Raw genomic sequence first — 25,026 nt, 5'->3', positions numbered from 1 at the left:
GCGGTCCCCGCCGCGGCCCCCCCTCCCCCCCCCCCCCGGGGGCGGGCCCCCCGGCCGGCCCCCCCCCCGGCCCCCCCCCCGGGCCCGGTCGCGTTTCCCGCCCGCCCCACCCCGTTGCACACGCAACCTGTGGCGCACGCAACCCTGCTGCATGCCCCATACCCTCGCTTGCACTTATCGCGCGTCTGCAACTATTGTTTAAGCACGCAAGGCGCTAGCTCAAGCAATCACAGAAGGGTTCGGGCCCATGCCTCTCGCTCTCATCGCCCTGGCCATCGGCGCATTCGGGATCGGGACCACCGAGTTCGTGATCATGGGACTCCTGCCCCAGATCGCCGGCGACTACGGCGTCTCCATCCCCAACGCGGGCCTGCTGGTCACCGGCTACGCCCTCGGCGTCGTCCTCGGCGCGCCGCTGATGACCGTCCTCGGCACCAGGATCAGCCGCAAGACCATGCTCATGCTGCTGATGGGCCTGTTCACCGCCGGGAACCTGCTCTCCGCGTTCGCCCCGTCCTTCCCCGTGATGCTGGCCGGGCGCATCGTGACCTCGCTCGCCCACGGCGCCTTCTTCGGCATCGGCTCCGTCGTGGCCGCCGAGCTGGTCGCCCCGCAGAAGAAGGCCGGCGCCATCGCCACCATGTTCACCGGGCTGACCGTCGCCAACATCGTCGGCGTGCCGCTGGGCACCTTCATCGGCCAGGCCGTCGGCTGGCGCGCCACCTTCGCCGGCGTCGCCGCGCTCGGTGTGGTCGGCCTGCTCGGCATCGCCCGGCTCGTACCCGCCATGCCCCGCCCCGAGGGCGCCCACCTGCGCGGGGAGCTGACCGCCTTCCGCAACCCGCAGGTGCTGCTCGCGATGGCGATGACCGTGCTCGGCTTCGGCGGGGTCTTCGCCGCCATCACCTACATCGCCCCGATGATGACCAACGTCACCGGCTACGCCGAGGGCTCCGTCACCTGGCTGCTGGTGCTGTTCGGCGTCGGCATGTTCCTCGGCAACCTGCTGGGCGGGCGCTACGCCGACCGCAAGCTGATGCCGATGCTCTACACCACCCTCGGCGGCCTCGCCGTGGTGCTGGCGCTGTTCACCTTCACCGCCCACAACAAGGTCCTCGCCGCCGTCACCGTGCTGCTGGTCGGGGCCCTCGGCTTCGCCACCGTCCCCCCGCTGCAGAAGCGGGTCCTGGACCAGGCCCACGGCGCCCCCACCCTGGCCTCCGCCGTCAACATCGGCGCCTTCAACCTCGGCAACGCGCTGGCCGCCTGGCTCGGCGGCATGGTGATCAGCGCCGGCCTCGGCTACACCGCCCCGAACTGGGTCGGCACCGTCCTCGCCGGCGCGGCCCTGCTGCTGGCCTTCTGGTCCGCCGCCCTGGAGCGCCGCGACCGCACCCGTGAGGCCGTCACCACGGGCGCGGCTCCCCGCCACGCCGCCCTGCACCACTGACCATCGACCCGACCCGCCCCACCACCGGAAGAAGCACCACCATGAGCACCACCACCGCCGTCGCCCCGCTCACCACCGCCGACGCCGAACTCCTCGTCGACGCCGCCCGGACCGCCGCCGAGGCCGCGGGCGTGACCGTCAGCGTCACCGTCCTGGACGCGGGCGGCCACCTGCTCGCCTTCCGCCGCGACGACCGCGCCGTGCTGATCTCCGGCGAGACCAGCACCCGCAAGGCCTACACCGCCCTCCAGCTGAACGCCCCGACCGCCGACCTGGTCGACCTGGTCAAGCCCGACGGGCCGTTCCACTCCCTGCCCACCGCGCTGGACCGCCCGCTGCTGTTCATCGCCGGCGGCATCCCCGTCCACCGCGACGGCCGGCCGATCGGCGCCATCGGCGTCGGCGGCGGCGCCCCCGAGCAGGACCACTCCTTCGCCGCCGCCGCACTCGCCCGACTCGCCCGGTGAACGACGCCCGGACCCTCCCCTCCGCCCCCACCGACCGCACCGCCCGAAGGAGCACCCCGACCATGACCACCCCCGACATCCCCACCGTGAAGCTGAACAACGGCGTCGAGATCCCCCAGCTCGGCTTCGGCGTCTTCCAGGTCCCCGACGAGCAGACCACCGCCGCCGTCGCCTCCGCCCTGGAGGCCGGCTACCGCAGCATCGACACCGCCGCCATCTACGGCAACGAGACCGGCGTCGGCCGCGCCCTGGCCGCCTCCGGCGTGGCCCGCGAGGACCTGTTCGTCACCACCAAGCTGTGGAACGCCGACCAGGGCTACGACGCCACCCTGCGCGCCTTCGACGCCGGCCTCGCCAAGCTCGGCCTGGACCACGTCGACCTCTACCTGATCCACTGGCCCACCCCGGCCCGCGACCTCTACCCCGACTCCTGGCGCGCCCTGGAGCGCCTCGCCGAGGAGGGCCGCATCCGCGCCGCCGGCGTGTCCAACTTCCAGCCCGCCCACCTCCAGCGCCTGCTGGACCACAGCTCGCTGGTGCCCGCCGTCAACCAGGTCGAGCTGCACCCCGGCCTCCAGCAGGCCGAGCTGCGCGCCTTCCACGCCCGGCACGGCATCGCCACCGAGGCCTGGAGCCCGCTCGCCCAGGGCGCCGTCCTGGACGACCCGGCGATCACCGCGATCGCCGCCCGCACGGGCAAGTCCCCCGCCCAGGTCGTGCTGCGCTGGCACCTGCAGCTCGGCAACATCGTCATCCCCAAGTCGGTCACCCCGGCCCGCATCCGGCAGAACCTCGACGTCTTCGGCTTCGAGCTGACCGAGCAGGACATGGCCGCGATCGCCGCCGGCGACCGCGACCTGCGCACCGGCCCGCACCCGGACCGGTTCAACGCGAGCTGACCCCGCCACCGCCGTCCCGGCCGGGCGGCACGGCTGAACCGGGCACCGGCCCGCTCCGGATCGCCCGTACCGGGCAATTTCCGCCGCGTCCCGCGGCCGGATGCGCCCGGACGGGGCGCCGGTGTGGCAGGCAGGGGGCGACGGCCGCCGATGGGCCGCCGTCCCCCTACGGCCGAACGGAGCCCCCATGCGCCGACGCCGCGGTGTCCTGCTGACCGCCGCCCTGCTGGCCCAGCTCGCCGCCGGACCCTCCCACGCGGCGGCCCCCGCCCCGCACGGCGGGGAGCCGGCCGGCCGGCGCGGGGTGGTGCGCAGCGGTGACGCCCCGCTGGGCGGCGCCGAGGTGACGCTCTACCGGGCCGGGGACGGCGCCGGCGCCACGCCCCGGGTGCTGGCCCGCACCCGCAGCGCGCGGGACGGGCGCTTCGTCCTGGACTACCGCCGCCCCGGGGACCCGCACGCCGTGCTGTACGTGCTCGCCGATCTGCCCGGGCCCGCCGGCGCGCGGAGCGGGGACGGGCAGGGCCCGCCGAAGGGGCCGGTGACGCTGGCCGCCGTCCTGAGCGGGGCGCAGGCCCCGCCCGAACTCGTCGTCAACGAGCGCACCACGGTGGCCGTCGCCTACGCCCTGGCCCGTTTCACCGGCCCGCAGGGCGTGGCCGGCCCCCGTCCGGGGCTGCAGAACGCCGCCGGGATCGCCCACAACCTGGCCGACACCGGTACCGGCGGCATCGCCGCGACGCTCGCCGACCCGCCCAACGGCGCCCTCACCTCGACCCTGGCCGAGTTCAACACGCTCGCCAACCTTCTCGCCGCCTGCGTCACCGGCGACGCCTGCGAGCAGCTGTTCGACCTGGCCCGTCGCCCCGGTCGCGAACGGCCCCGCGACACCCTGCGGGCCGCGGTGGACATCGCCCACGACCCCGGGCACAACGCCGCCGCTCTCTTCGCCCTCGCCGACACCACCCCCCGCTACCGGCCGGCCCTGCCCGCCGCCCCCGGGGCCTGGACCGTGGCCCTGCGCTACGGCGGCAACGGGCGGGAGATCGACGGGCCGGGCAACATCGCCTTCGACGCCGACGGCAACGCCTGGGTCAGCAACAACTACCGCTACGACGCCGATCCCGCCGTCCCGGTCTGCGGCGGCGAGAGCGTCCTGAAGTTCACCCCCACCGGCCGGGACGCCCCGGGCGCCCCCTACCGCGGCGGCGGCCTGTACGGTGCCGGCTTCGGCGTCGCCGTGGATGCCCGGGGCTCCGCCTGGGTCGCCAACTTCGGTTTCCAGGGCCGTGGTTGCCCGATCGACCCGACTCCGCTGGAGCGCAGCGTCTCGCAGTTCGCCCCGGACGGCACCGTGCTCTCCCCGCCCGAGGGCTGGCGCGCCGGCGGCATCGTCCAGCCGCAGGGCCTGGCCGCCGACCGCTCGGGCACCGTGTGGGTGGCCAACTGCGGTGCGGACAGCGTGGCCCGGATCCCCGACGGTGACGCGACCCGGGCCCGGGAGGTGCCCACCCCGGCCCTGCACAAGCCCTTCGGTGCCGCCGTCGACCCCGCCGGGCGGCTGTGGGTCAGCGGGAACGGCAGCGACAGCGTGCAGGTTCTGGCCCCGGACGGCACCGTGGAGCGGGCCGTGACCGGTGGCGGTCTGCGGCGGCCGCTGGGCGTCGCCACCGACAGCCGGGGCAACGCCTGGGTCTCCAACAGCGGCATCCTGCCGGTGCCCTGCGGCGACGGCACCGCGGGCGATCTCGCGGACGCCGCCGTGGCGGGCGACGCCGGTGCGCGCCCGGGCGCCTCCGTGACCCTGATCCGGTCCGACGGGGCGCCGGCCCCCGAACCCTTCACCGGCGGCGGCCTGTTCCTGCCCTGGGGCGTGGCCGTCGACGGCGACGACACCGTGTGGGTCGCCAACTTCGGCGGCCACCGCGTCGCCCGGCTGTGCGGCGTCGACCTCTCCGCCTGCCCGCCCGGCTTCACGACGGGGCAGCCGATCTCGCCGCCCGACACCGGCTACCCGAGCGACGGGCTGGAACGCAACACCGGCCTGCGGATCGACCCGTCGGGCAATGTGTGGCTGGCCAACAACTGGCGCACCGTGCCCGTGCAGACCAATCCCGGCGGCCACGAACTGGTCCTCCTGGTCGGCGCCGCCGCCCCCGTCGCGACCCCGGACCTCGGCGGCCCCGGCCGGCGCTGACCGTCCCCCGCCGCCCCCGCGGCTCCGGCCGCCGCCGCGATCGCGGCGGTTCCCGGGGCCGTAGGGGCGACTACCCGGCGGTACCGGTGGGCGGCGCGGGGCGGCCGGGAAGACTGCGCCGATCGGCGCACCGCCGTGCAGGAGACCCGGGAGCCTTCCCTGCCGCCGTCCGCCCGTCCCGCGCGGTGGTGGGCCTGGGGCTGCTGGGGCTGGTCGCGGCGCTGTCCACGTTCGCGACGGTGGCGCCGACGCTGGCGACGATGATCGGCATCGGGGTGGGGATCGACTACGCGCTGTTCCTGCTGACGCGTCACCGGCAGAACCTGATGGACGGGGTGGATCCGGTGGCCTCCGCCGGGCAGGCGGTGGCCACCAGCGGGCGGGCGGTGCCGGTCTCCGGCTGCACCGTGATCGTCGCGTTGTCCGGGCTGTCGGTGTCGGGGATCTCCTTCATCGCCAAGCTGGGGGCGGCGGCGGGCATCACGGTGGTGTCGGCGGTGCTCGGGGCGCTGACCCTGCTGCCGGCGCTGATGGGGCTGATCGGGCGCCGGATGGACCGGTTCGCGGTGCGCCGGCCGGTCGCGGAGGCCGGCGTGGACGTGGAGGGCGGGGCCTGGCAGCGTTACGCCCGGCGGGTGGAGGCGCGGCCGTGGCGGTACCTGGTGGCCGGGGTGGTGGTGCTCGTGGTGCTGTCGATCCCGCTGTTCTCCATCCAGTTGGGCCACATCGGTGACGGCGCGGACTCCACCGACTTCACCGACCGGCGGGCCTACGACCTGATGTCCCAGGCCTTCGGGCCGGGCTCGAACGGGCCGCTGACGGTGGTGGTCGACCAGAGCGCCGTGCCCGCCGAGGCGCGGGCGGGGGTGTCGGCCTCGGTGCAGCGGGCGCTCACCGGCCTGCCCGGCGCGGCGAGCAGCACCCCGCTGCAGACCAGCCCGGACGGCGCGGTGCTGTTCAACACCGTGATCCCGGCGAGCGCCCCGCAGGACCGGGCCACCACCGACCTGGTGAACCGGCTGTCGGACACGGTGCTGCCCGACGCGGTGGCCGGCACGGGCGCGAAGACGTACGTGACCGGCAACACGGCGGCGCAGGTCGACTTCCTGGACATCGTGTCGAGCCGGCTGCTGATCATCGTGGTGGTGGTCGGGCTGGCCTTCCTGATCATCCTGCTGGTCTTCCGCGGCCCGCTGGTCGCCGTCAAGGCCGCGGTGCTCAACCTGCTGTCGATCGCCGCCTCGTACGGGGTGGTGGTGGCGGTCTTCCAGTGGGGCTGGGGCGGGCCGGCGCTGGGGGTGGAGGGGAAGGTGCCGATCGAGAGCTACGTGCCGATGATGATGTTCGCGATCGTCTTCGGGCTGAGCATGGACTACGAGATCTTCCTGCTGTCGCGGGTGCACGAGGCGTGGCTGCGCACCGGACGCAGCCACGACGCCGTGGCGCACGCGCTGGAGATCACCGCGCGGGTGATCAGCTGTGCGGCGCTGATCATGGTAAGCGTGTTCGCCGCGTTCATCGTCAGCGACAATGTGGTGATCAAGATGATAGGGCCGGGCCTGGCCGTGAGCGTACTGGTGGACGCGACGGTGGTGCGGCTGCTGCTGGTTCCGGCGGTGATGACGCTGCTGGGGGCGGCGGCCTGGTGGACGCCGCGATTCCTGGACCGGGTGCTGCCGCACATCGACACCGAGGGCACGAATGCCTAACCGTGCGGGTGGCGCAGGGCGACGGCGGCGCGGACGGTGTTGGCCTGGTGGGCGGCCTGGCGGGCGACGGGGAGCCAGGCGGGGTCGAAGGTCCGCTGGTACTGGGCGCACCAGTCGCGCAGGAGGTGGTCGAGGCGGGCGGCCTGGGGCGCGGCGGGGGCGCCGGCGACGCGGACGGCGCGGCGCAGCAGGGCGGCGGCGCGGACCGGGACGCGGTGGGCCCACAGGTCGATGCCGGTGAGGCGGGCGCGGGTGAGCGGGGTGCGCAGGAGGTCCTGTCCGTGGACGTCCGGGTCCCATTGGTCGGCGAGTTGGTGCAGGGCGGTGAGCGGGGTGCGGGCGGCGCGCAGCAGGGGGGTGTCGGGGTTTCGCACGTAGGGCAGGGCGGCGTCGAGGAGCGCGGTGAGGAGTGTGCCGCGGTGGCGCAGGCGGTCGGCGCAGGTGCGCAGGTACAGGCGGACGGCGTCTGCGGGGCGGGTGTCGCCGAGGTGGGCGCTGGTCCAGGCGGGGACTTCGACCAGGACGGTCCGGCCGCCGTGGCGCTGGGGGGCGAACCAGGTGCCGGCCCGGCCGCCGCCGTCCTGGTGGGGGGTGAGCATGCCGGTGGTGGTCTCCTGGTGGTCGATGTGGTGGGGGGCCATGAGGTAGAGGCCGGGGGCGGATTCGTGCAGGTGGAAGGTGTCGTAGTTGCCGGTCTCGACGGGGATGCCGAGGTCGGCGGCGGAGCGGGTGAAGGGGTGGGCGAGGGCGGCGGGGTCGCCGGTGGCCTGGACGAAGGTGCCGCCGACGTCGGTGCTGTGCAGGGAGAACTGGAGGGTGGGGCGCAGTTCGTCGATGAGGTGGAGGAGGGTGCGGCTCTCGGGGAGGTCGGAGCCGATGGCGGGGGCCCATTCGGGCTGGTCCTCGGCGGCGGGGCGGTAGTAGTGGTCGTAGTAGGCCCGCAGGGTGCGGGCGGTGCGGCTGCCGTCGGCGAGGTGGGCGCCGTCGGGGTCGAGGCAGAGCAGGAAGTGCCAGGCCAGGTCCGGGTGTTGGGCTGCGAGGGCGTGGTGGGCGAGGTCGGTGACGGCGGCGCGGGCGGCGAATTCGTCGGCGTGGGCGCCGGCGACGACGAGGAGGTTGTGCGGGCCGCGGCCGACGGTCAGCAGGGTCAGGGGGCGTCCGGCGCGGGAGGTGCCGACGGTGCGCACCCGGCACAGGTCGGGCCGCTGTGCGGCGAACTGGTGGGCGGTGGCGGTGAGTTCGTCGAGGCTGGGGTAGCGATCGTGGAGCTGGGCGGCCCGGCCGGCCGGGGTCGTCGCGTCGATCACCTTCGGTTTCCTCCCCTGTGGTCGTGGCAGTAGTTCTACCTGGCGCGCGGGGCCGCCGGTACGGGCCGGGCCCGCCCGGGCGCGGGGGCTCGGGCGGGCCCGGGTGGGGCGGGGGGTGTCAGCCGGTGATGGGGCGGGTGTCGAGGCGGATGTGGTCGACGGCCCAGTACCAGTTGTTGCCGGCGTCGTACATGCGGAACCTGAGGGTCACCGAGCGGGCTCCGGCCGGGACGGCGAAGCTGCGGGTGATCCGGGTGTTCTGCGCGTCCTTGCCGGCGTTGTCGTTGCCGGTGGCGTCGGAGCTGTAGGTGAGCAGGCGGGTCTCGGTGCCGTTGTCGAAGACGGCGGTGACGGAGGCCTTCTGCGGGGCCTCCTGGCGGTAGTGGGAGTCGAAGGCGAGGTGGAGGGTGTCGGTGCCGGCCGGGACGGCGACGGCGGGCGAGACCAGGGTGGAGTCGAAGACGCCCTTGCGGGAGGGGGAGCCGGTGTCGTCCCAGTCGTCGGGGTCGGCGACGGCGACGACGCCCAGGGCGCGGGTGAAGTTGCCGCGGTCCTGGCCGGCGGGGACGGACCACTCGCGCTTGGTGTGGAAGGTCCAGCCCTGGAGGCGGACGGTGCCCTGGGGCATGGCGGGGGCGTTGACGACCGTCCAGCCCTTGGGGGCCCGGGCGGTCCAGCCGAGGACGCCGGCTTCGGGCTTGAGGGTGTCGGCGAGGGATTCGAAGTCCTCGTCGAGGAGGTGGCCGGTCATCACCGGGGCGGGGCGGGCGGCGAGTTCGCCGTCGGCGAGGGCGAAGCGGCCGTCGGCCTGGGCGCGGGCGGTGACCAGCAGGCGGTGGGTGGCGGTGGCGGGCAGCTGGGCGGGCGGGGTGACCTGCCAGACGGCGGTGGCGGCGGCGCCGGCGGCGAGCCGGTCGGGCGCGGCGGTGACGGTGGTGGCGCTCCAGCCGGGCGGGAGCAGCGGCTGGGCCTCCAGGCGGGTGAGGGCGGTGGTGGCGGTGAGGGTGGCGGTGATCGTGGCGGGGTGTCCGGGCAGCAGGACGGGTTCGTCGATGGTGGTGGAGGCGGCGCCGAGGGCGAGGTTCACGGTGAGCGGGTCGGCCAGGCCGAGGGCGGGGTCGGTGACGGTGCGGTCGTCCCAGGGGAAGCGGCCGGCGATGCGGCGGCGGAAGCCGAGGTCGTCCTGGACGGCGACGGCGACGTCGTACCAGCCCTCGGGGCCGACCTTGAGGTTGACGGTGCGGTCGTCGCCGGCCGCCACGCGGACCTCGCGCAGGCCGTCGCCGTAGGCGAGGTCGCCGACCAGGAAGGTCCGGGCGGTGCGCGAGCGGTTGATGACGTCGACCTCCAGGACCTTGCCGTCGCTCTCCTCGGAGAGCGAGACCTCGTAGGCGGAGGCGGTGTCGCCGCGCAGGTGCCACAGGGCGCCGTCGGGGCCGTGGACGCGCAGGTCGTAGCCGGCGGGGCCGACCTTCCAGACGTCGGACAGGCGGCTCTTCGCGGCGACGGTGTAGTGCTTGGGGGCCTCGCCGGGGGCGGGGTAGACGGCGAGGACGGCGCCCTGGCGGCCCTGGTTGACGAAGTCGAGGGTCAGTTCGTCGCCCTTGAGGCGTGGCTTGACGAGCAGGTTGTAGGGGGCGGGGCGGGCGGAGCGGGTGCCGCGTTCCTGCTTCGGGAAGGTCTGCGGGCTGGGCACGGTGGGGGCGGGGAGCTTGCCGGTGTCGACGACCTTCTGGCGGTTGCCGCTGGTGTCGGGCAGTTGCGGCCAGGCGGGGTTGCGGCCGGAGAAGTCGAAGACGTTGGTGAGGTCGCCGCAGACGGCGCGCCGCCAGGGGCTGATGTTGGGTTCCTGGACGCCGAAGCGCTGTTCCAGGAAGCGCAGCACGGAGGTGTGGTCGTAGACGGTGGAGTCGACGACGCCGCCGCGGGTCCACGGGGAGACGACGACCATCGGCACCCGTACGCCCAGGCCCATCGGGTAGGGGCCGGAGACCAGGGTCTCGCCGGCGGGGAGGGTGTCGGACCAGGTGAGGGTGCCGTCGGCGGCCCTGACCCGGTACCGGCCGTCCTGGCCGACGACCCGGTGGTAGGTGGAGGAGCCCTTGGAGACGCGGACGACGACCTCGCCGTCGACCGGGACGTTGGACTTGCCGCGGCCGTCGGCCAGCGGCGGGACGGGCGGCAGCTGGTGGTCGAAGAAGCCGCCGTGCTCGTCGTAGTTGAGGATGAAGACGGTCTTCTGGAACACCTCGGGCTTGGCGGCGAGCGCGGACAGCAGCCGGGAGGTGAGGTGTTCGCCGTTCGGCGGCGCGTAGTTGGCGTGCTCGGACAGCGCGGCGGGGGCGACGATCCAGGAGACCTGCGGGAGGCGGTCGGCCTGGACGTCGGCGGTGAAGGCCTCGACCAGGGCGTCGCCCATGGCGAAGGGGTCCTTGGCCTTGGCCGGGTCGCCGACGGCGCGCATGCCGCGCTCGTAGAGCGGCTCACCGGGCTTGGCCTTGACGAAGGGGGCGAACCAGGCGAGGGCGTTGTCGTCGAAGTTGTCGAGGGCCTGGTAGGTCTTCCAGCTGACGCCGGCCTTCTCCAGGCGCTCGGCGTAGGTGGTCCACTCGTAGCCGCCGGGGATCTCGGTGTTGTCGGTCACCGGGGTGTCCCGGACGGTGCCGCCGCTGGTGCCGGTCATCAGGTGGTCGCGGTTGGTGTTGGTGTTGCACTGCACGGAGGCGTAGTAGGCGTCGCAGACCGTGAACACCGAGGCGAGGGCGTGGTAGAAGGGCATGTCGGCGGACTCGTAGTAGCCCTGGCCGAGCCAGCCGGAGGAGCGGCGGGTGACGGAGCCGTCGGCGCGGCCGTCGTTCCAGGCGTTCATGGAGTCGCCGTAGCCGAAGGCGGGCGCGCCCTGCTGGTAGGCGTTGGTGTGGGCGGCGTTCATCGCGAAGGGCAGCAGGTAGCCCTCCTTGCGGCCGGGGTCGGGCTGGTGGAAGACCGAGCGGCCGTCGACGCCGCGCACGGCGGTGCGGTCGCCGAAGCCCCGCACGCCGGCCATGGTGCCGAAGTAGTGGTCGAAGGCGCGGTTCTCCTGCATGAGCACCACGACGTGCTGGATGTCCGCCAGCCGTCCGGGCCGGGCCGGTGCGGCGAGTGCCTGCTGGACGCTGAGCGGGAGGGCGGACAGCACCGCGGCCGCCGCCGCGCCGCCGAGGACGCTGCGGCGCGACAGTTCGGGCTTCGGACTCATGGGGGTGGGGCTCCTTGCTGACGGACCGCGGTTCTTCGGTACGGGGGCCGGCCGCGCGGTTCGGACCGGACCCGTTATGTGTACGAGACCGAGGTGGACGCGGCCGTGGTGTCCGGTGACGGGCCGATGACCGGCAAGAGACCCCGAGCTGTACAGACAACTTGACGCCCCATGATCAAACGGTCGCCCGATCGACAGGCCGGAGGCGGTACGGGGCCGCGGGGTCGGCGGCGGGACGGCCCGCGCGTCGGCCGCAGGTCGGCGGCGGGCCGGCGGCGGGCCGGCGGCGGGTCAGCGGCGGGTCAGCCGGTGGGCGTCGAACTCGGCCCAGATCGCCTTGCCCCGGCCGTTCGGCTCGGCGCCCCAGCGGTCGGCGGTGCGCTCCACGATGAACAGGCCGTGGCCGCCGGGCAGGGCCGGCTCGTGCGGCAGGCGCAGCACCGGCATGGCCGGGCTGCGGTCGCTGACCTCCACCCGCAGGCGCTGCCCGGTGGCGTCCAGGACCAGCTCCAGCGGGCCGTCCCCGTGCAGCATGGCGTTGGCCACCAGCTCCGCCACCAGCAGCACGACGTCCGCGCCGACGCCCTCGTGGGCGCCGGGCGCGCCGGCGGGCGGGTACCAGTCGCCGACCGCCTCGGCGGTGAAGGCCCGGGCCCGGGCGACCGGCTTGGGGAGCCCGGCCAGCGGCAGCCGGCGGCGCTGGCCGCCGGGCGGCAGGGCGGGCCCGGCCCGGTGCGCGTCGCCGTCCAGGGTTCCCCGGCTCATCGTCATATGAGGGCACCCTTCGGATCGACGGCGGTTCGCATGGTCGGTTTCCCGGCGCTCCCGGGATTATGCCTTCCCCGGCGCCGGGTGCGCGGCATCCGCGACACGCACGGCACCCGCCCCGCGACGGCGTGCCCGGCCGGCTCAGGCCGCCAGGGCCTCCTCGGCCGAGCCGTGGATGGAGAACACCGCCCGGGTGCCGGTCAGTTCGAGGACCCGCATGACGGTGGGCGGCACCGCGGCCAGGTGCAGCCCCACGCCCTCCTCCCCCGCCGCGAGGCGGGTCCTGAGCAGGAGGTTCAGTCCGGAGGAGTCGCAGAATCCCACCCCCGCGAGGTCGATCACCACCGCGCCGGGCCGCCGGGCGACCAGGGCGGTGAGCGTGTCGGCGGCGGGGGCGAGCGTCTCGATGTCGAGGTCGCCCGCCAGGGCGCAGACCACCGCGCCGCCCGCCGCGGGCCGGGTCCGTACCGCGAGTTCCGCACGGTAGGGGGAGGCCGCCGGCGCGAGGCCCCGCTGGTCGTTGTCGGATGGCATCATCGTCGTCCCCTCGTGTCCGTGCCCTCCGACCTTACGTAGGCGGCGTCCCGCGGCCAAGCGGGTGCCGGGGCGCCGGGCGCCCTCAGTCCTCCTCCAGCCCCTCGCGCAGGCGCCGCAGGGTGCGGGAGAGCAGCCGGGAGACGTGCATCTGGGACAGCCCCAGGCGCGCGCCGATCTGCGACTGCGTCAGGTCCTCGCAGAAGCGCATCGACAGGATCTGCCGCTCGCGTTCCGGCAGGGCGGCGACCAGCGGCTTGAGCGCCACCAGGTCCTCCACCCTGGAGAGGTCCGGATCCTCCTCGCCCAGGCGCTCGCCCAGGCAGCCGGGGCGGTCGTCGTCCTCGGCGCCGGTGTCCAGGGAGCCCGCGGTGTGCCCGTTCGAGGCGGTCAGGCCCTCGACCACGTCCTCCTCGGCGAGTTGGAGGTGGTCGGCCAGTTCGGCCACCGTGGGGGCCCGGTCCAGCTCCTGGGCCAGCCGCTCCTGGGCCTTGGCCAGGGCTATCCGCAGCTCCTGGAGGCGGCGGGGCACGTGGACGGCCCAGGTGGTGTCGCGGAAGTGGCGGCGGATCTCGCCGAGCACGGTGGGCAGCGCGAAGGTGGTGAACTCGGCACCCAGCTGCGGGTCGAAGCGGTCGATGGCCTTGATCAGGCCCACCGCGCCGACCTGCAGCAGGTCCTCCTGCGGCTCCCGGTGGGCGTTGAAGCGGCGGATCGCGAACCGGACCAGGGACAGGTTCATCTCCACCAGGGTCGCCCGCACGTACGAGTACTCCCGGGTGCCCTCCTCCAGCGCGGCGAGCCGGCGCAGCAGCACCCGGGTCAGCTCACGGGCGTCGGACGGCGCGACCTCCCGCAGGTCCTCGGCGGCGGCCAGCTCCGGTGGCAGCAGGTCGCGCAGCCCCGCCGTGGCGGAGCCGGCCGTGCGGGAGGGGTCCTTCGTCGGCGAAGCGGCGGGGGCGGTCAGTTCACCAGTGGTCGTGACCATCGGAGTCCTTCCTCTTGTCGGCACGGTCGAACGCCCCGGATACCCCGCCCCGGCCGATCGATGCAGCGACGCCGCGTGGAGGTTTCGTGAATCCCGGACGGGCGTCCGGGCGGGAGGCCGGAGAACAGTGCCTCGGGAACGGCCGGACTCCGGATCCCTAACGCGCGGTGGGGTGGTGGAGCCGGCGGGCGGCGGTGCGGATGGCGAGGGTGTACGGGGCGTCGAGGGCGCGGGTGCGGGCGTCGAGGTCGTCGAAGGGCACCAGGGCCTTGTGGGTGTCGTCGGTGGTCTGGGTCCAGGCCGTCCAGGCGTTGTGGACGTCCTCGTCGGTGACCTGATCGCCCTTGGCCTGGAGCAGCACGGCGTAGATGCGGAAGAGGTCGTCGGAGCCCGCGGGGGGTCTGGCCTCCGACGGCAGGCAGGAGCGGATCAGGTCGGCGATGGGATCGAGGTGGCTCATACGGCCAGTGTGCCGGTGGCGAGCGTGCCCGTGAGCAGGATCAGATGAGCCACCGCGAATATCATCGGCACGAGCCGTTCGGTGGTGCCGAGTTCGGTGTAGTGCCGGTGGCGCCGGCCTGGCGCCGCGGCGTTGCGCAGGACGTCCCACTCGTCGGTGTAGATCCGCGCGGACAGCTTCTCCTCCATGCTGTTGATGACCCGGAACTTGGCGCCGTTGAGGTCCCGGTAGCTGCGCAGCTGCATCCACCAGGCGCCGGAGAGCGTGATGCCGGCCAGCGCGACGGCCGTCGCCACCCACCACGGGGACTCCGACAGCTTGGGTATGCCGAAGCCGATCAGGGTGACCAGCGCGGTCTGCACGGACAGGAAGAAGGTGTTGGCGTTGCCCCGGCGGGCCGAGACCCGGTCGGCCATCTCCACGGCGAGCTTGTACAGCTCCAGCAGCTCGGTCTGACGCGTCGGCTCCGGCGGCGTGGTCATCGCGAAACCCCCTCGGGCAGGTGGTGTGTGCCGGCTTCGCCCGCTGCCCGGGCTCCCCCCGTGGTGTTCATCCTTCCCGGCGGGACGGCCTGTCAGTGCTGCGCGCCGGCGGTGCTGCGGCCCGTCAGTGCTGCGCGCCGGCGGTGGCGGTCGCTCCGGCGGTGGCCGTCGCGACGGCGCCCGCCACGGCGGGGGTGCCGGCCGACAGGGCGCGCAGGGCCGCGCCGGCCTCCGACTCGCCCTCCCCGTACTGGTGGTCGCGGGCGGTGCGCAGGGCGGCCCCGAGGTGGAGCGCGGCCTCCTCCGGCCGGCCGGTGGCGGCCAGGGCGCGACCGTAGAGGGTCTGCAGGACCACCCGGCGGGCGACCGGGAAGGGCGGCTCGGCGACGGCCAGGCCGCGGGCGGCGTGGTGGGCGGCCTCCTCGGCGGCGCCGGCGGCCAGGCACTCGCCGGCCAGGTGCTGGCGGGCGAGGGCGACGAGGTCGGCGTGCCCGGCCCGTTCGGCCAGGGACAGGGCCTTCACCAGCAGGGCGCGCGCCCGGGCGCGGCCGGCCCGGTCGCCGTGGCGGGCGAGGGCGACGGCGAGGTTGACCAGGGCGACGGCCTGGGCGGTGCTGTCGCCGGCCCGGGCGGCGAGGTCGGGGGCGCGTTCCAGGTGGACGAGGGCCTGTTCGGGGCGGCCCTCCTCCAGCAGGACCCAGCCCAGCAGGGCCCGGGCGCGGGACTGGGCGCCGGGGTCGCGGTCGGCCTCGGCGGCGGCCAGGCCGTGTTCGAGCAGCGGCGCCCAGCCGTCCCGGACCTGCCAGACGATCAGCGGCCACTGGAGCAGCACCAGGCGCCAGGCGCGGTCGTGCAGTCCGGCGGCGACCGCCGCCTCGACGGCGCCGCGCAGGGTGTCGCGTTCGGCGGCGTACCAGGCGAGCGCGCCCGCCCGGTCGGGGAAGGGGCGGACCTCGGCGGGGCGGCGGGTGCCGGGCGGCAGGGTGCAGCACGGTTCGCTGCCGGGTTCGGCGGCGGAGCAGGCGGTGAGCAGGGTGTTCAGCAGGTGGTCGAGCAGGCGGGGCAGCACCTGGGTGTCGGTGTCGCCGGGCAGGCTGCGGGCGTAGAGGCGGACCAGGTCGTGCAGGGTGTAGGCGTCCCGGCCGATCTCCACGATCAGGTGGGCGGTGGCCAGTTGGGCCAGCGCGTCGGCGGCCTCGTCGGGGCGGCAGCCGGCCAGGGCGGCGGCGGTGCGGCTGTCGAGGGTGGCGCCGGTGTGGGCGCCGAGGCTGCGGAACGTCCGGCGGACGGGTTCGCTCAGGTGCTGGACGGTCAGGGCGAGGGCGGCGGCCACGCTGGTGTCCTCGACGTCGAGGAGGTTCAGGCGGTCCTGCTCGACGGCGAGTTCCTCGGCGAGGGCGGCCAGCGCGCGGGCGGGGCCGGTGGCGAGGCGGGCGGCGGCCAGCCGCAGGGCCAGCGGCAGGCCGTCGCACAGGCCGGCCAGGCGGGCGGCGGCCTCGGGTTCGGCGGCGACCGGGTCGGGGCCGAGGGTCGCGGCGAGCAGGCCGACGGCCTGCGGGGAGGAGAGTTCGGCGAGCGGCACCGGGCGGGCGGCGTCGGAGGCGACCAGCCCGCCGAGCCGGTCGCGGCTGGTGACCAGGGTGACGCAGTCGTCGCCGTCGGGCAACAGCGGGCGGACCTGCTCGGAGCGGCGGGCGTTGTCCAGGACGATCAGCATCCGGCGGGTGGCGGTCAGTTCCCGGTAGCGGGCGGCCATCGCCTCGGGGGTGGCGGGCATCTGCTCGGCGGGCAGGCCCAGGGCGAGCAGCAGTTCGCGCAGGACGGCGGCGGTGTCGCGCTCCGGCAGCGGGCTGTGGCCGCACAGGTCGACGAAGAGCCGGCCGTCGGGGAAGTCCTGCTGGCGGCGGTGCGCCCAGTACAGGGCGAGGGTGGTCTTGCCGACGCCGGCGCCGCCGGTGACCACGGCGACGGCGCCGGGGGCGGCGGTGGCCCGGTCGAGCGCGGCCAGTTCGTCCTCCCGCCCGGCGAAGCCGCGCGGGCGGCGGGGGAAGGGCCAGGGCGCGGGCTGGTGCCAGGGCGCCGGACGCACGGGAGCGGGCGCGGGGGCGGGGGCGAGCACGGACGCGGCGGGGGCGGGGGCGAGCACGGACGCGGCGGGGGCGGACGGGGCGGCGGGGGCGGGCTCGGGGGCCGCGGCCGGCAGCGGTTCGGAGCCGGGGGCCCGGTCGGGGACGGAGGTCAGACCGCCGACGGTGGGGACCCGCGCGGGCGGGACCCGGTCGCACGATGCGCGGGCGGACGCGACACGGTCGAACGGGACCCGGTCGGACGGGACCCGGTCGGTCGGCTGTTCCTGGTCGCCGGGCAGCCGGGGCGGCGGCACCCGGTCGGACCGGCCCGGCGGGGCCTCGGTGTGCCGCGGGGCCTCGCCGCGCTGCGGCAGGTCGGTGCGCAGCAGGCGGTCGTGGGCGTCGGTGAGTTCCGGTCCGGGGTCGATGCCGAGTTCCTCGGCGAGGGCGCGGCGGGTGCGGTGGAACCAGTCCAGGGCCTCCGAGCGGCGCCCCGCGCGGCCGAGCGCGTGCATGAGGTCGGCGACCAGCGGTTCGCGCAGCGGGTTGGCGGTGGCCTCGGCGTGCAGCAGGTTCGCGGCCGCGCCGTGGTCGCCGAGCCGGCCGTGGGCGCGGGCCAGTTCCTCGGCGGCGGCCAGCCGCAGTTCCTCCAGGGCCTGGGCGGCGCACTGCAGCGGCAGGCCGGGGATGGTGCCGGCGAGGGCGGGGCCCCTCCACAGGGCGAGTGCCTCGCGCAGGGCGGCGGCGGCCTCGGCGGCGTCCTCCAGGGCGCGGGCGCGGACCACCAGGTGTTCGAACCGTACGGTGTCCACCGCGTGGTCGGGGGCCCGCAGCAGGTAGGCGCCGTTGTCGGTGACGAGTTCGACGCCGGCGGCGGGGGCGTCGTGGGCGGTGAGCAGGGCGCGCAGCCCGGAGACGTGGTTGTGGATGACGGTGCGCGAGTGCCGGGGCGGCTCCTCGTCCCAGAGGGTCTCGGTGAGCCGTTCGACGGTGACCGGTGCTCCGGGGTTCAGCAGCAGCATGGCGAGCAGGCTGCGGCGCTTCGCCGATCCGGCCGGAAGCTCCCGGCCGTCCGCGGCCACCACGGCCACCGAGCCCAGCAGTCGGAACTCCACGCACCCCCCTTAGATGGATTAGATGTATATGACAAGCTTATGACACCAGGCGATCCGTCGATCGCGGAGCGTCGTCCCGGGCGGCCCGGCGGAGGGAGGCGGGACCGGGGCCGCCGCGCCCGAGGACTACCAGGTGACGGCGTCGTCCATGGTCCGCTGCCAGTAGGTGACCTTGAGCGAGCCGTCGATGTACAGACCCTTGACGGGCAGCGAAGGGTTGCTTCCCGCGCCGACACTCTCGTTGCCCGAGGGGCCCTGGAAGTGGACGGCCGGTGAAGTCTCGGTGCGGCCGTGGCCCTTCGGTGCTCGGGTCGGTGCGGCGCTCGGGTCGGTGCGGTGCTCGGACGACCGGAGCCTGCGCGGTGATCCGTCCCGGCCGCAAGGGTCAACGGCCGATCAGGGACGGCGGGACACTGGAACGGGCTCCGAGCAGGGGGAATGCCGGGGCCCTGGAACGCGGGGATGGAACGCGGGGCTGTGCGGTGGAACGGGTCGTCGCCGGGCGCGCGCCGTTCCGGGGCCGGGCGCCCACGGCCGGGCGCCCGGGAGAGTCTTCCGGTCAGCGGGTCTCGATGACGACCTTCTCGATGACCACGTCCTCCAGCGGGCGGTCGTTGCGGGGGTTGGTCTCCGCCGTCGCGATGGCGTCGACGACCTTCCGGCCGGCCTCGTCGGCGACCTCGCCGAAGATGGTGTGCTTGCCGGTGAGCCAGGTGGTCGCCCCGACGGTGATGAAGAACTGGGAGCCGTTGGTGCCCGGTCCGGCGTTGGCCATGGCCAGCAGGTAGGGCTTGGTGAAGGCCAGGTCCGGGTGGAACTCGTCCGCGAACTTGTACCCGGGGCCGCCTGTCCCGTTGCCCAGGGGGTCGCCGCCCTGGATCATGAAGCCCTCGATGACCCGGTGGAAGACCGTGCCGTCGTAGAGCTTGTCCGTGGTCCTCTCGCCGGTCTCCGGGTTGATCCACTCCCGCTCGCCGCTGGCGAGCTCCACGAAGTTCTTCACGGTCTTGGGGGCGTGGTTCGGCAGCAGCCGGATCACGATGTCGCCCTTGGTGGTCTTCAGCGTCGCGTACAGCTCTTCCGCCATGGCACGTCCTTCGGTAGGTCCTACGGATGCGGCCAGTCTTCAGGGCTGCCGGCGGGTTCGAGCGGCGGCGACGCGGCAGTACACCCACACGGGTGACACCCCGCGAACGGGCATCCGGCCCGCGGCCGGATCCTGTGGCGCGCGGCCGGATCCGCGGTGCGCGGGCGGTGGCCGTAAGATCCCCGACAGCACCGGGCCCGTCAGGCCTCGTCGCACGTCTCCGCAGCTCACGCGGGTCCGTGTGATCGCCGGGACATCCGGCGGCCACGAGAATGGTGCGGACAGTTCCCCGGAAGTACAGAGAAAGCGATACCTCACCATGGATCTCGGCGTGCGCTGGAAGCTGCACGGTGACGGGCGCACGCCCGCACCGGGGGCGGTGGTCCGTCCCGACGAACGGCTCTCCTGGCCCCGCACGGCGGGCCTCGGCGCCCAGCACGTGGTGGCGATGTTCGGGGCGAGCTTCGTGGCGCCCGTGCTGATGGGGCTCGACCCCAACCTCGCGATCATGATGTCCGGCGTCTCGACCGTGATCTTCCTGCTGGCCACCAAGGGCCGGGTGCCCAGCTACCTGGGCTGCTCGCTGTCCTTCGTGGGCGTGGCCGCGGTGATCCGGGCCCAGGGCGGCACCAGCGCCACGGTGACCGGCGCGGTGTTCGTGGTGGGCGTGGCGCTGTTCCTGGTGGGTGTGGCGGTCCAGCGGTTCGGGGCGCGCATCATCCACGCCGCGATGCCGCCGATCGTCACCGGCGCGGTGGTCATGCTGATCGGCTTCAACCTCGCCCCGGTGACCGCCTCGGTGTACTGGCCGCAGGACCAGTGGACGGCGCTGCTGGTGATGCTGTTCACCGGCCTGGCCGTGGTGTGCCTGCGCGGCTTCTGGTCGCGGGTGGCGATCTTCCTGGGGCTGCTGTTCGGCTACGGGATCTCCTGGCTGTTCGACCGGGTCTTCGGGAAGATCCACTCGGTGGACGGCGGCGGGCACATGACCGACCACTGGCGCCTGGACCTGTCGGGCGTCGGCAAGGCGGACTGGATCGGCCTGCCGACCTTCCACGGCCCGTCCTTCCAGTGGTCGGCGATCCTGGTCGCGCTGCCCGTGGTGATCGCGCTGGTCGCGGAGAACGCCGGACACGTCAAGGCCGTCGGCGAGATGACCGGCACGAACCTGGACGACAAGCTGGGCACCGCGATCTCCGCGGACGGCGTCGGCTCCATGCTCTCCACCGCGGTCGGCGGCCCGCCGAACACCACGTACTCGGAGAACATCGGCGTCATGGCCGCCACCCGCGTCTACTCGACGGCCGCGTACTGGGCCGCGGCCTGCTTCGCGCTGCTGTTCGGCCTGTGCCCGAAGTTCGGCGCGATCGTGGCCGCGATCCCGGGCGGGGTGCTCGGCGGGATCACCGTCATCCTCTACGGCATGATCGGGCTGCTGGGCGCGCAGATCTGGACCAAGTCCCAGGTGGACCTGCGCAACCCGCTCAACCTGGTGCCGGCCGCGGCGGGCATCATCATCGGCATCGGCAACGTGACGCTGAAGTTCACCGACACCTTCAGCCTCAGCGGCATCGCGCTCGGCACGCTGGTCGTCATCACCGGCTACCACGTGCTGCGGGCGCTGGCCCCGGCACACCTCAAGACGCAGGAGCCGCTGCTGGACGAGGGCACCTCCTCGTACGACCAGGAGAACCGGCCCGACGCGTAACGGACGAGGTCGGGGCCGGGTTCAGCTCCGGAGGGCGGCCGGCGGAAGTGTCCTAAAAGGATCTTCCGCCGGCCGTTCGCCTTTCCCGGACGGGCCGGGCGGTGGTCGAATCACTGCTCGCTCGTATCGGCCACTCATCCCCCCGGGAGAGGCATGTCCCTTCTGACGCACCGCCGCAAGGCCGCCGCCGCGGCCGTCGCCCTCGGCACGTTCGCGATCACCTGCGCCGGGGTGACGCCCAGCAGCGCGGCCGGCCAGGTCCTGTGGACCCCGAGCACCAGCACGGGCCCGTCCTCGTTCAAGGCGGTCCAGTGCGCGGCCGGCAACTTCGGGGTGGTGAAGGACTCCGCCAAGGGCAACGTGTGGCGCGCCTTCCAGGCCGGCGGGGAGGAGCGCTGCGAGACGCTCAGCCCGGACCTGAAGGAGGGCGACACCTTCTACCTGGGCTGGTCGTCCAAGGTGGACATCCAGGACACCAACAGCCGGTACGTGTTCCAGCTGAAGTGCTCGCCGAGCACCGACACGGCCAACCACCCGATCGAGATCGACATCGTGAACGGGCGCGTCCGCCTGCAGGAGTGGGACACCGCCCACGTGTCGCACTCCCTGTGGACCGCGCAGACGGCCAACAACACGTGGCACTCCTACGCGCTGAAGATCCGCCTGGGCCGCACGGACGGCACCATCGACTTCTGGTTCGACGGCGTGAAGCAGACGTTCACGACGGGGTCGGGCACCTTCAAGGGCACCACCTGGGACGGCGACCGCAACTACCTCAAGTGGGGCTCGTACCACCCCTCCACGGGCGACGCGACGAACACCTTCACCAGCCCGATCATGGCCACGACCCTGGAGGCGGCCACCGCCGGCTCGTGACCGGCCGGTCGGGTCCACATCGACCGGACGCCGGGCCCCGACCCGTGGCGCGTAGCCTCTCCTGATCCCGTGCTCCGCACCCCCGCCGGCCCTCGGGCCCGGCGGGGGTGCGGGCCGGTCTCGCTGCCCCGAGTTGACTGGAGCCAACCCGTGATCGACTTTCTGGAAGAAGTACGTGGGATCATCGGGCCGCCCAGTGGGCCCGGTGTTCCGGCGGAGCGCTGGCACGGGCTGGAAGCCGAGCTGGGCGTGGAACTGCCGGGAGACTTCAAGACCCTGGCCGAGCGCTACGCGCCGATCGAGATCGGCCGGTCGATCTCACTGAGGGGACCTGCCGCGCAGGGGTGGGACCTGGGCAAGTACATACGGGAGACCGTGGTCGCCTACCAGGACTGCGAGTTCACGGACGAGAACTTCCCCGGATTCCCCGCACCCCTGGGGTTCGGCGCGCCGGACGGCCTGATCCCCATCATGTCGACCGCGCACGGGGAAGAGGTGTTCCTGCTGCGCACCGGCACCGGGTACGGCTGGTGCATCGTGGTCTACGTCGGCGACGACGACGAGTTCTACCGCTACGACCTGACATTCGCGGAATGGTTCTGCCGGTACCTGCGCGGAGAGGACATGACCGGGCCGAACAGCGGACAGGAGTTCTCGAACCCGATCGAGTTGACGGACTACGGCGTGCTGCCGGTGCGGACGGAGCGATTCGGCCCGGTACGGGATGCGTGAGGGCCGCACACGCACGGCGACCGGCACCGATCCTCGGTGAGCCGTCGTGGCGGCACCAGGGCGACGGGAACCGGAAGCGGCAGCAGCCCTGACCGGAGGAACCCGCAGGCCCGGACCGCCACAACGTGCGGTCCGGGCCTGCGGGTTCTTCCGGGTGGTGGGGCGGTCACGGGCGGGGCCGGTAACCGACCGGTCGGCGGGCTCTACTGCCCGGTCAGCGCCCGGGCCCGGACGGCGCGGCGCAGGGTGTCCAGTTGGTCGACCAGGCCACGTCGGGTCGCCGCGGTGAGGTCCGGGTCGGCGAGGCAGGCCTCGGCCGCCCGGACGGTCCGTTCGGTGGCGGCGCAGGCGGGGAAGGCCGCCGTGGTGAGCACCCGGGCCAGGGCGGGGCCGCGGCGGGCGGCGGCCGGGGCCAGCTCCTCGAAGTAGCGCACGGTCAGTTCGTCGAGCAGTTCGGCCTGCTCGGGCTGCCACAGCCCCTTGGCGGTGGCGGCGGCCAGGTAGTTGGAGAGCCCGCCGTGGAACAGCGCCTGCCAGGCGGCCTCCTTGGCGGCCGGGTCGGGCAGGGCGGCGCGGCAGCGGGCGGCGCCCTGCTCGCTGGTGTCGCTGGGGTCGGCGGCGAGTTCGGCGGCGATCTCCGGCTCGCCCGCCGCGCCGAGCACGCACAGCCGCGCCAGCAGCTGCCAGCGCAGGTCCGGGTCGAGTTCCGGCCCGCCGGGCACCGTGCCGGCGGCCAGCCAGTCGCGCAGTTCGGCGGCACCGGCCTCGTCGGCGGTGGCGATCACGCCGCGCGCGGCCACCAGGCGCAGGCCGGTGCGGTCCGGCTCGCCCTCGGTGCGCCGCAGCAGGGTGCGGCAGACCCGGGCCAGTTCGGCCAGGGCGGCCGGCCGTTCGGCGGGCGGCACGGCGCTGTCCGCCACGAAGTCGCGGGCGAAGGAGAGCACCGCGTCCACCAGGTGCACCGAGGTCTCGCCGGGCAGGTGGTCGGCGACCAGCCGCAGGTACTCGCCGGGCGCGAGTTCCCCGTCGCGCACTTGGTCGCGGGCGGCGCCCCAGAGCACCGCCCGGGCGAGTTCCTCGGGTACGGCGCCGAGCGAGGTGCGCGCGGTCTGCCAGGAGGCGGGGTCGAGGCGGATCTTGACGTAGCCGAGGTCGGTGTCGTTGAGCAGGGTCAGGTCGGTGCCGTCGGCCGGAAGGTCCAGCGGCACGGCGCCGTCGGCGGCAAGGTCGAGCGGCACGCGGTGGGCGAGTTTCAGGGCGCCGTCGGCGGTGCGCCGGTAGTGGCCCGCGGTCAGCTGGTGCGGGCGCAGGGCGCCGTCGGCGGAGGTGTGCTCGATGCGGCCGTCGGTCACCCGCAGGGTGTCCACGCCGCTGGTGCGCAGCCAGCGGTCGGCCCAGCCGTGGACGTCGCGGCCGCTGGCGGCGGCGAGGGCCCGGAGCAGGTCGTCGAGGGTGGCGTTGCCGAAGGCGTGCGCGTCGAAGTAGTCGTTGACCCCGGCCAGGAAGGTCTCCTCGCCGAGCCAGGCGACGAGCTGGCGCAGGACGGCGGCGCCCTTGGCGTAGGAGATGCCGTCGAAGTTCTGCAGCGCCTGGGCGGTGTCGTCGACCGTGCCGGGGGCCACCGGGTGGGTGGAGGGGCGCTGGTCGGCGTCGTAGCCCCAGGGCTTGCGGTCGGCGGCGAAGCCGGTCCAGGCGCCGGTGAAGCGGGTGGAGGCGGCGGTGACGCTGTAGGCCATGTACTCGGCGAAGGACTCGTTCAGCCACAGGTCGTCCCACCACTTCATGGTGACCAGGTCGCCGAACCACATGTGCGCCATCTCGTGGATCACCACCATGGCGCGTTCCTCGCGCCTGGTGTCGGTCACGGCGGAGCGGAAGACGTACTCGTCGCGCAGCGTGACGCAGCCCGGGTTCTCCATCGCGCCGGCGTTGAACTCCGGGACGAAGCACTGGTCGTAGCTGTCGAAGGGGTAGCGGTGCCGGAACACCCGGTGGTAGTGGTCGAAGCCCTGCCGGGTGATCTCCAGCAGTTCGGCGGCGTCGGCGTCCAGGTGGGCGGCGAGCGAGCGGCGGCAGTGCAGGCCGAGCGGGATCCCGTCGTGCTCGGCGCGCACCGAGTGCAGCGGTCCGGCGACCACGGAGACCAGGTAGCTGCTGATCGCCGGGGTGGGGTCGAACTCCCAGCGGCCGGGCGAGCTCTGGCGGCCCAGGCTGTTGCCGACCACGGTCCACTGCTGCGGCGCGGTGACGGACACCGTGTACCGCGCCTTGAGGTCGGGCTGGTCGAAGGAGGCGAACACCCGGGGGCCGTCGTCGAGGAAGGACTGGGTGTAGACGTAGTCCTCGCCGTCGGCGGGGTCGGTGAAGCGGTGCATGCCCTCGCCGGTGTGCGAGTAGGCCATGTCGGCTTCGACGGTGAGCTCGTTGTCGGCCGCCAGGTCGGTGAGCGGGAGACGGCCGTTGCGGAGCGTGGTGACGTCCAGTTCGCGGCCGTTCAGCACCACCCGGTGGAGTGCGGCCGGTTTGACGTCCACGTAGGTGGCGGCGCCGGGGGTGGTGCAGGCGAAGCGGATGACCGTGGTGGAGCCGAACACCTCCCGGCCGCGGGTCAGGTCGAGGTCGAGGTGGACGGTGCGGACGTCGAGCAGGCGGTGGCGCTCGGCGGCCTCGGTGCGGGTGAGGATGGAGGTATCAGACACAGGGGTCATGCTGCTCCATCCGGCGGGCGGACGGCACCGGTTTTCGGCTCCGTGCGGGGCGGCGGGGGCGGGGCCCGGGACTCGGACGGGGCCGGCCGACAACCCCACCATCCGCCGCCTGGACCGGGCCGCGGAACACTGAGTCCCCGAGAGCGGGGACGCGACGCGCGCGAGAAGTCGGCCCCGCCGACTCCTCGCGCAGAGCCCTCGACCGGCTGGGCAGGGGCGGATCAGCCGGCTT

Annotated in this window: 17 protein-coding genes and 1 pseudogene; 8 read left to right on the top strand and 10 right to left on the bottom strand. The window is 74.3% G+C overall.

All coding sequences use genetic code 11. The features are described 5' to 3' along the window. The first annotated feature begins 247 nt into the window (after positions 1-247). The 5 genes and pseudogenes from ACWGJO_RS17735 to ACWGJO_RS17715 all read left to right on the top strand — a co-directional run. Positions 248-1,450, top strand: a complete 1,203-nt coding sequence (locus ACWGJO_RS17735) for an MFS transporter (RefSeq protein WP_452184780.1) — start codon at positions 248-250, stop codon at positions 1,448-1,450. 41 nt (positions 1,451-1,491) lie between these two features. Further along, positions 1,492-1,917, top strand: coding sequence for a GlcG/HbpS family heme-binding protein (locus tag ACWGJO_RS17730; protein ID WP_387692395.1), 426 nt, complete (start codon positions 1,492-1,494; stop codon positions 1,915-1,917). Positions 1,918-1,979: 62 nt separating this feature from the next. Continuing rightward, entirely contained in the window at positions 1,980-2,816 is an 837-nt protein-coding gene (locus tag ACWGJO_RS17725) for an aldo/keto reductase (protein ID WP_452184778.1), read from the top strand. Positions 2,817-3,003: 187 nt separating this feature from the next. Continuing rightward, complete coding sequence (locus ACWGJO_RS17720) at positions 3,004-5,013, top strand: NHL repeat-containing protein (RefSeq protein ID WP_452184776.1); 2,010 nt, start codon at positions 3,004-3,006, stop codon at positions 5,011-5,013. A 185-nt stretch (positions 5,014-5,198) separates the two neighbouring features. Further along, positions 5,199-6,722, top strand: a pseudogene (locus ACWGJO_RS17715) (MMPL family transporter); the annotation flags it as partial. On the opposite strand, the gene ACWGJO_RS17710 reads toward ACWGJO_RS17715, so the two are convergent. The 9 genes from ACWGJO_RS17710 to ACWGJO_RS17670 all read right to left on the bottom strand — a co-directional run bounded on the left by ACWGJO_RS17710 (position 6,719) and on the right by ACWGJO_RS17670 (position 18,770). Then, complete coding sequence (locus tag ACWGJO_RS17710) at positions 6,719-8,029, bottom strand: M14 family zinc carboxypeptidase (RefSeq protein ID WP_452184774.1); 1,311 nt, start codon at positions 8,027-8,029, stop codon at positions 6,719-6,721. The pseudogene ACWGJO_RS17715 and the gene ACWGJO_RS17710 sit on opposite strands and share 4 nt — an antisense overlap. 118 nt (positions 8,030-8,147) lie before the next feature. Further along, positions 8,148-11,267 carry a phosphocholine-specific phospholipase C gene (locus tag ACWGJO_RS17705; RefSeq protein WP_452184772.1) on the bottom strand — a complete coding sequence of 1,040 codons (3,120 nt, stop codon included), beginning with the start codon at positions 11,265-11,267 and terminating at the stop codon, positions 8,148-8,150. 291 nt (positions 11,268-11,558) lie between these two features. Then, positions 11,559-12,038, bottom strand: a complete 480-nt coding sequence (locus tag ACWGJO_RS17700) for an ATP-binding protein (RefSeq protein WP_452184770.1) — start codon at positions 12,036-12,038, stop codon at positions 11,559-11,561. A 138-nt stretch (positions 12,039-12,176) separates the two neighbouring features. Further along, the gene (locus ACWGJO_RS17695; protein ID WP_452184768.1) at positions 12,177-12,572 is read right to left on the bottom strand and encodes an STAS domain-containing protein; all 396 of its coding nucleotides are present in this window, start codon (positions 12,570-12,572) and stop codon (positions 12,177-12,179) included. Positions 12,573-12,654: 82 nt separating this feature from the next. After that, a complete protein-coding gene (locus ACWGJO_RS17690) occupies positions 12,655-13,557 on the bottom strand; it encodes a SigB/SigF/SigG family RNA polymerase sigma factor (protein WP_452184766.1) in 903 nt (300 codons plus the stop codon). A 157-nt stretch (positions 13,558-13,714) separates the two neighbouring features. After that, complete coding sequence (locus ACWGJO_RS17685; protein WP_452184764.1) at positions 13,715-14,017, bottom strand: DUF7701 domain-containing protein; 303 nt, start codon at positions 14,015-14,017, stop codon at positions 13,715-13,717. Next, positions 14,014-14,499: a RipA family octameric membrane protein gene (locus tag ACWGJO_RS17680; protein WP_452184762.1), complete on the bottom strand. Its 486-nt coding sequence runs from the start codon at positions 14,497-14,499 to the stop codon at positions 14,014-14,016. The genes ACWGJO_RS17685 and ACWGJO_RS17680 overlap by 4 nt, the downstream gene beginning before the upstream one ends. Before the next feature lie 124 nt (positions 14,500-14,623). After that, on the bottom strand, positions 14,624-17,683 hold the full coding sequence (locus ACWGJO_RS17675) for a BTAD domain-containing putative transcriptional regulator (RefSeq protein ID WP_452184760.1): 3,060 nt from the start codon (positions 17,681-17,683) through the stop codon (positions 14,624-14,626). A 559-nt stretch (positions 17,684-18,242) separates the two neighbouring features. After that, on the bottom strand, positions 18,243-18,770 hold the full coding sequence (locus ACWGJO_RS17670) for a peptidylprolyl isomerase (RefSeq protein ID WP_452184758.1): 528 nt from the start codon (positions 18,768-18,770) through the stop codon (positions 18,243-18,245). A gap of 319 nt (positions 18,771-19,089) precedes the next feature. Here ACWGJO_RS17670 and ACWGJO_RS17665 point away from each other — a divergent pair, with 319 nt between their 5' ends. From ACWGJO_RS17665 to ACWGJO_RS17655, 3 genes are all read left to right on the top strand, one after another. Continuing rightward, the gene (locus ACWGJO_RS17665) at positions 19,090-20,478 is read left to right on the top strand and encodes a uracil-xanthine permease family protein (protein ID WP_452184756.1); all 1,389 of its coding nucleotides are present in this window, start codon (positions 19,090-19,092) and stop codon (positions 20,476-20,478) included. Between the two features lie 153 nt (positions 20,479-20,631). Then, the gene (locus tag ACWGJO_RS17660) at positions 20,632-21,354 is read left to right on the top strand and encodes a heparin lyase I family protein (RefSeq protein WP_452184754.1); all 723 of its coding nucleotides are present in this window, start codon (positions 20,632-20,634) and stop codon (positions 21,352-21,354) included. Positions 21,355-21,504: 150 nt separating this feature from the next. Then, positions 21,505-22,086 carry an SMI1/KNR4 family protein gene (locus tag ACWGJO_RS17655; protein ID WP_452184752.1) on the top strand — a complete coding sequence of 194 codons (582 nt, stop codon included), beginning with the start codon at positions 21,505-21,507 and terminating at the stop codon, positions 22,084-22,086. A gap of 203 nt (positions 22,087-22,289) precedes the next feature. Here the strand turns inward: ACWGJO_RS17655 and pepN are convergent, their stop codons facing one another. After that, a complete protein-coding gene (gene pepN, locus ACWGJO_RS17650; RefSeq protein ID WP_452184750.1) occupies positions 22,290-24,794 on the bottom strand; it encodes an aminopeptidase N in 2,505 nt (834 codons plus the stop codon). Positions 24,795-25,026 lie beyond the last annotated feature (232 nt).

The sequence above is a fragment of the Kitasatospora sp. NPDC054795 genome, assembly GCF_053611565.1.
This window is presented reverse-complemented; position numbering and strand designations above follow the sequence as displayed.

Bases quoted from the DNA above. Each gene is read 5' to 3' on its own strand.
- ACWGJO_RS17730 (WP_387692395.1), top strand. From the start codon at position 1,492: ATGAGCACCACCACCGCCGTCGCCCCGCTCACCACCGCCGACGCCGAA.
- ACWGJO_RS17660 (WP_452184754.1), top strand. From the start codon at position 20,632: ATGTCCCTTCTGACGCACCGCCGCAAGGCCGCCGCCGCGGCCGTCGCC.
- ACWGJO_RS17700 (WP_452184770.1), bottom strand. From the start codon at position 12,038: ATGACGATGAGCCGGGGAACCCTGGACGGCGACGCGCACCGGGCCGGG.
- ACWGJO_RS17695 (WP_452184768.1), bottom strand. From the start codon at position 12,572: ATGATGCCATCCGACAACGACCAGCGGGGCCTCGCGCCGGCGGCCTCC.
- pepN (WP_452184750.1), bottom strand. From the start codon at position 24,794: ATGACCCCTGTGTCTGATACCTCCATCCTCACCCGCACCGAGGCCGCC.
- ACWGJO_RS17690 (WP_452184766.1), bottom strand. From the start codon at position 13,557: ATGGTCACGACCACTGGTGAACTGACCGCCCCCGCCGCTTCGCCGACG.
- ACWGJO_RS17680 (WP_452184762.1), bottom strand. From the start codon at position 14,499: ATGACCACGCCGCCGGAGCCGACGCGTCAGACCGAGCTGCTGGAGCTG.
- ACWGJO_RS17685 (WP_452184764.1), bottom strand. From the start codon at position 14,017: ATGAGCCACCTCGATCCCATCGCCGACCTGATCCGCTCCTGCCTGCCG.
- ACWGJO_RS17665 (WP_452184756.1), top strand. From the start codon at position 19,090: ATGGATCTCGGCGTGCGCTGGAAGCTGCACGGTGACGGGCGCACGCCC.
- ACWGJO_RS17725 (WP_452184778.1), top strand. From the start codon at position 1,980: ATGACCACCCCCGACATCCCCACCGTGAAGCTGAACAACGGCGTCGAG.
- ACWGJO_RS17720 (WP_452184776.1), top strand. From the start codon at position 3,004: ATGCGCCGACGCCGCGGTGTCCTGCTGACCGCCGCCCTGCTGGCCCAG.
- ACWGJO_RS17735 (WP_452184780.1), top strand. From the start codon at position 248: ATGCCTCTCGCTCTCATCGCCCTGGCCATCGGCGCATTCGGGATCGGG.
- ACWGJO_RS17670 (WP_452184758.1), bottom strand. From the start codon at position 18,770: ATGGCGGAAGAGCTGTACGCGACGCTGAAGACCACCAAGGGCGACATC.
- ACWGJO_RS17705 (WP_452184772.1), bottom strand. From the start codon at position 11,267: ATGAGTCCGAAGCCCGAACTGTCGCGCCGCAGCGTCCTCGGCGGCGCG.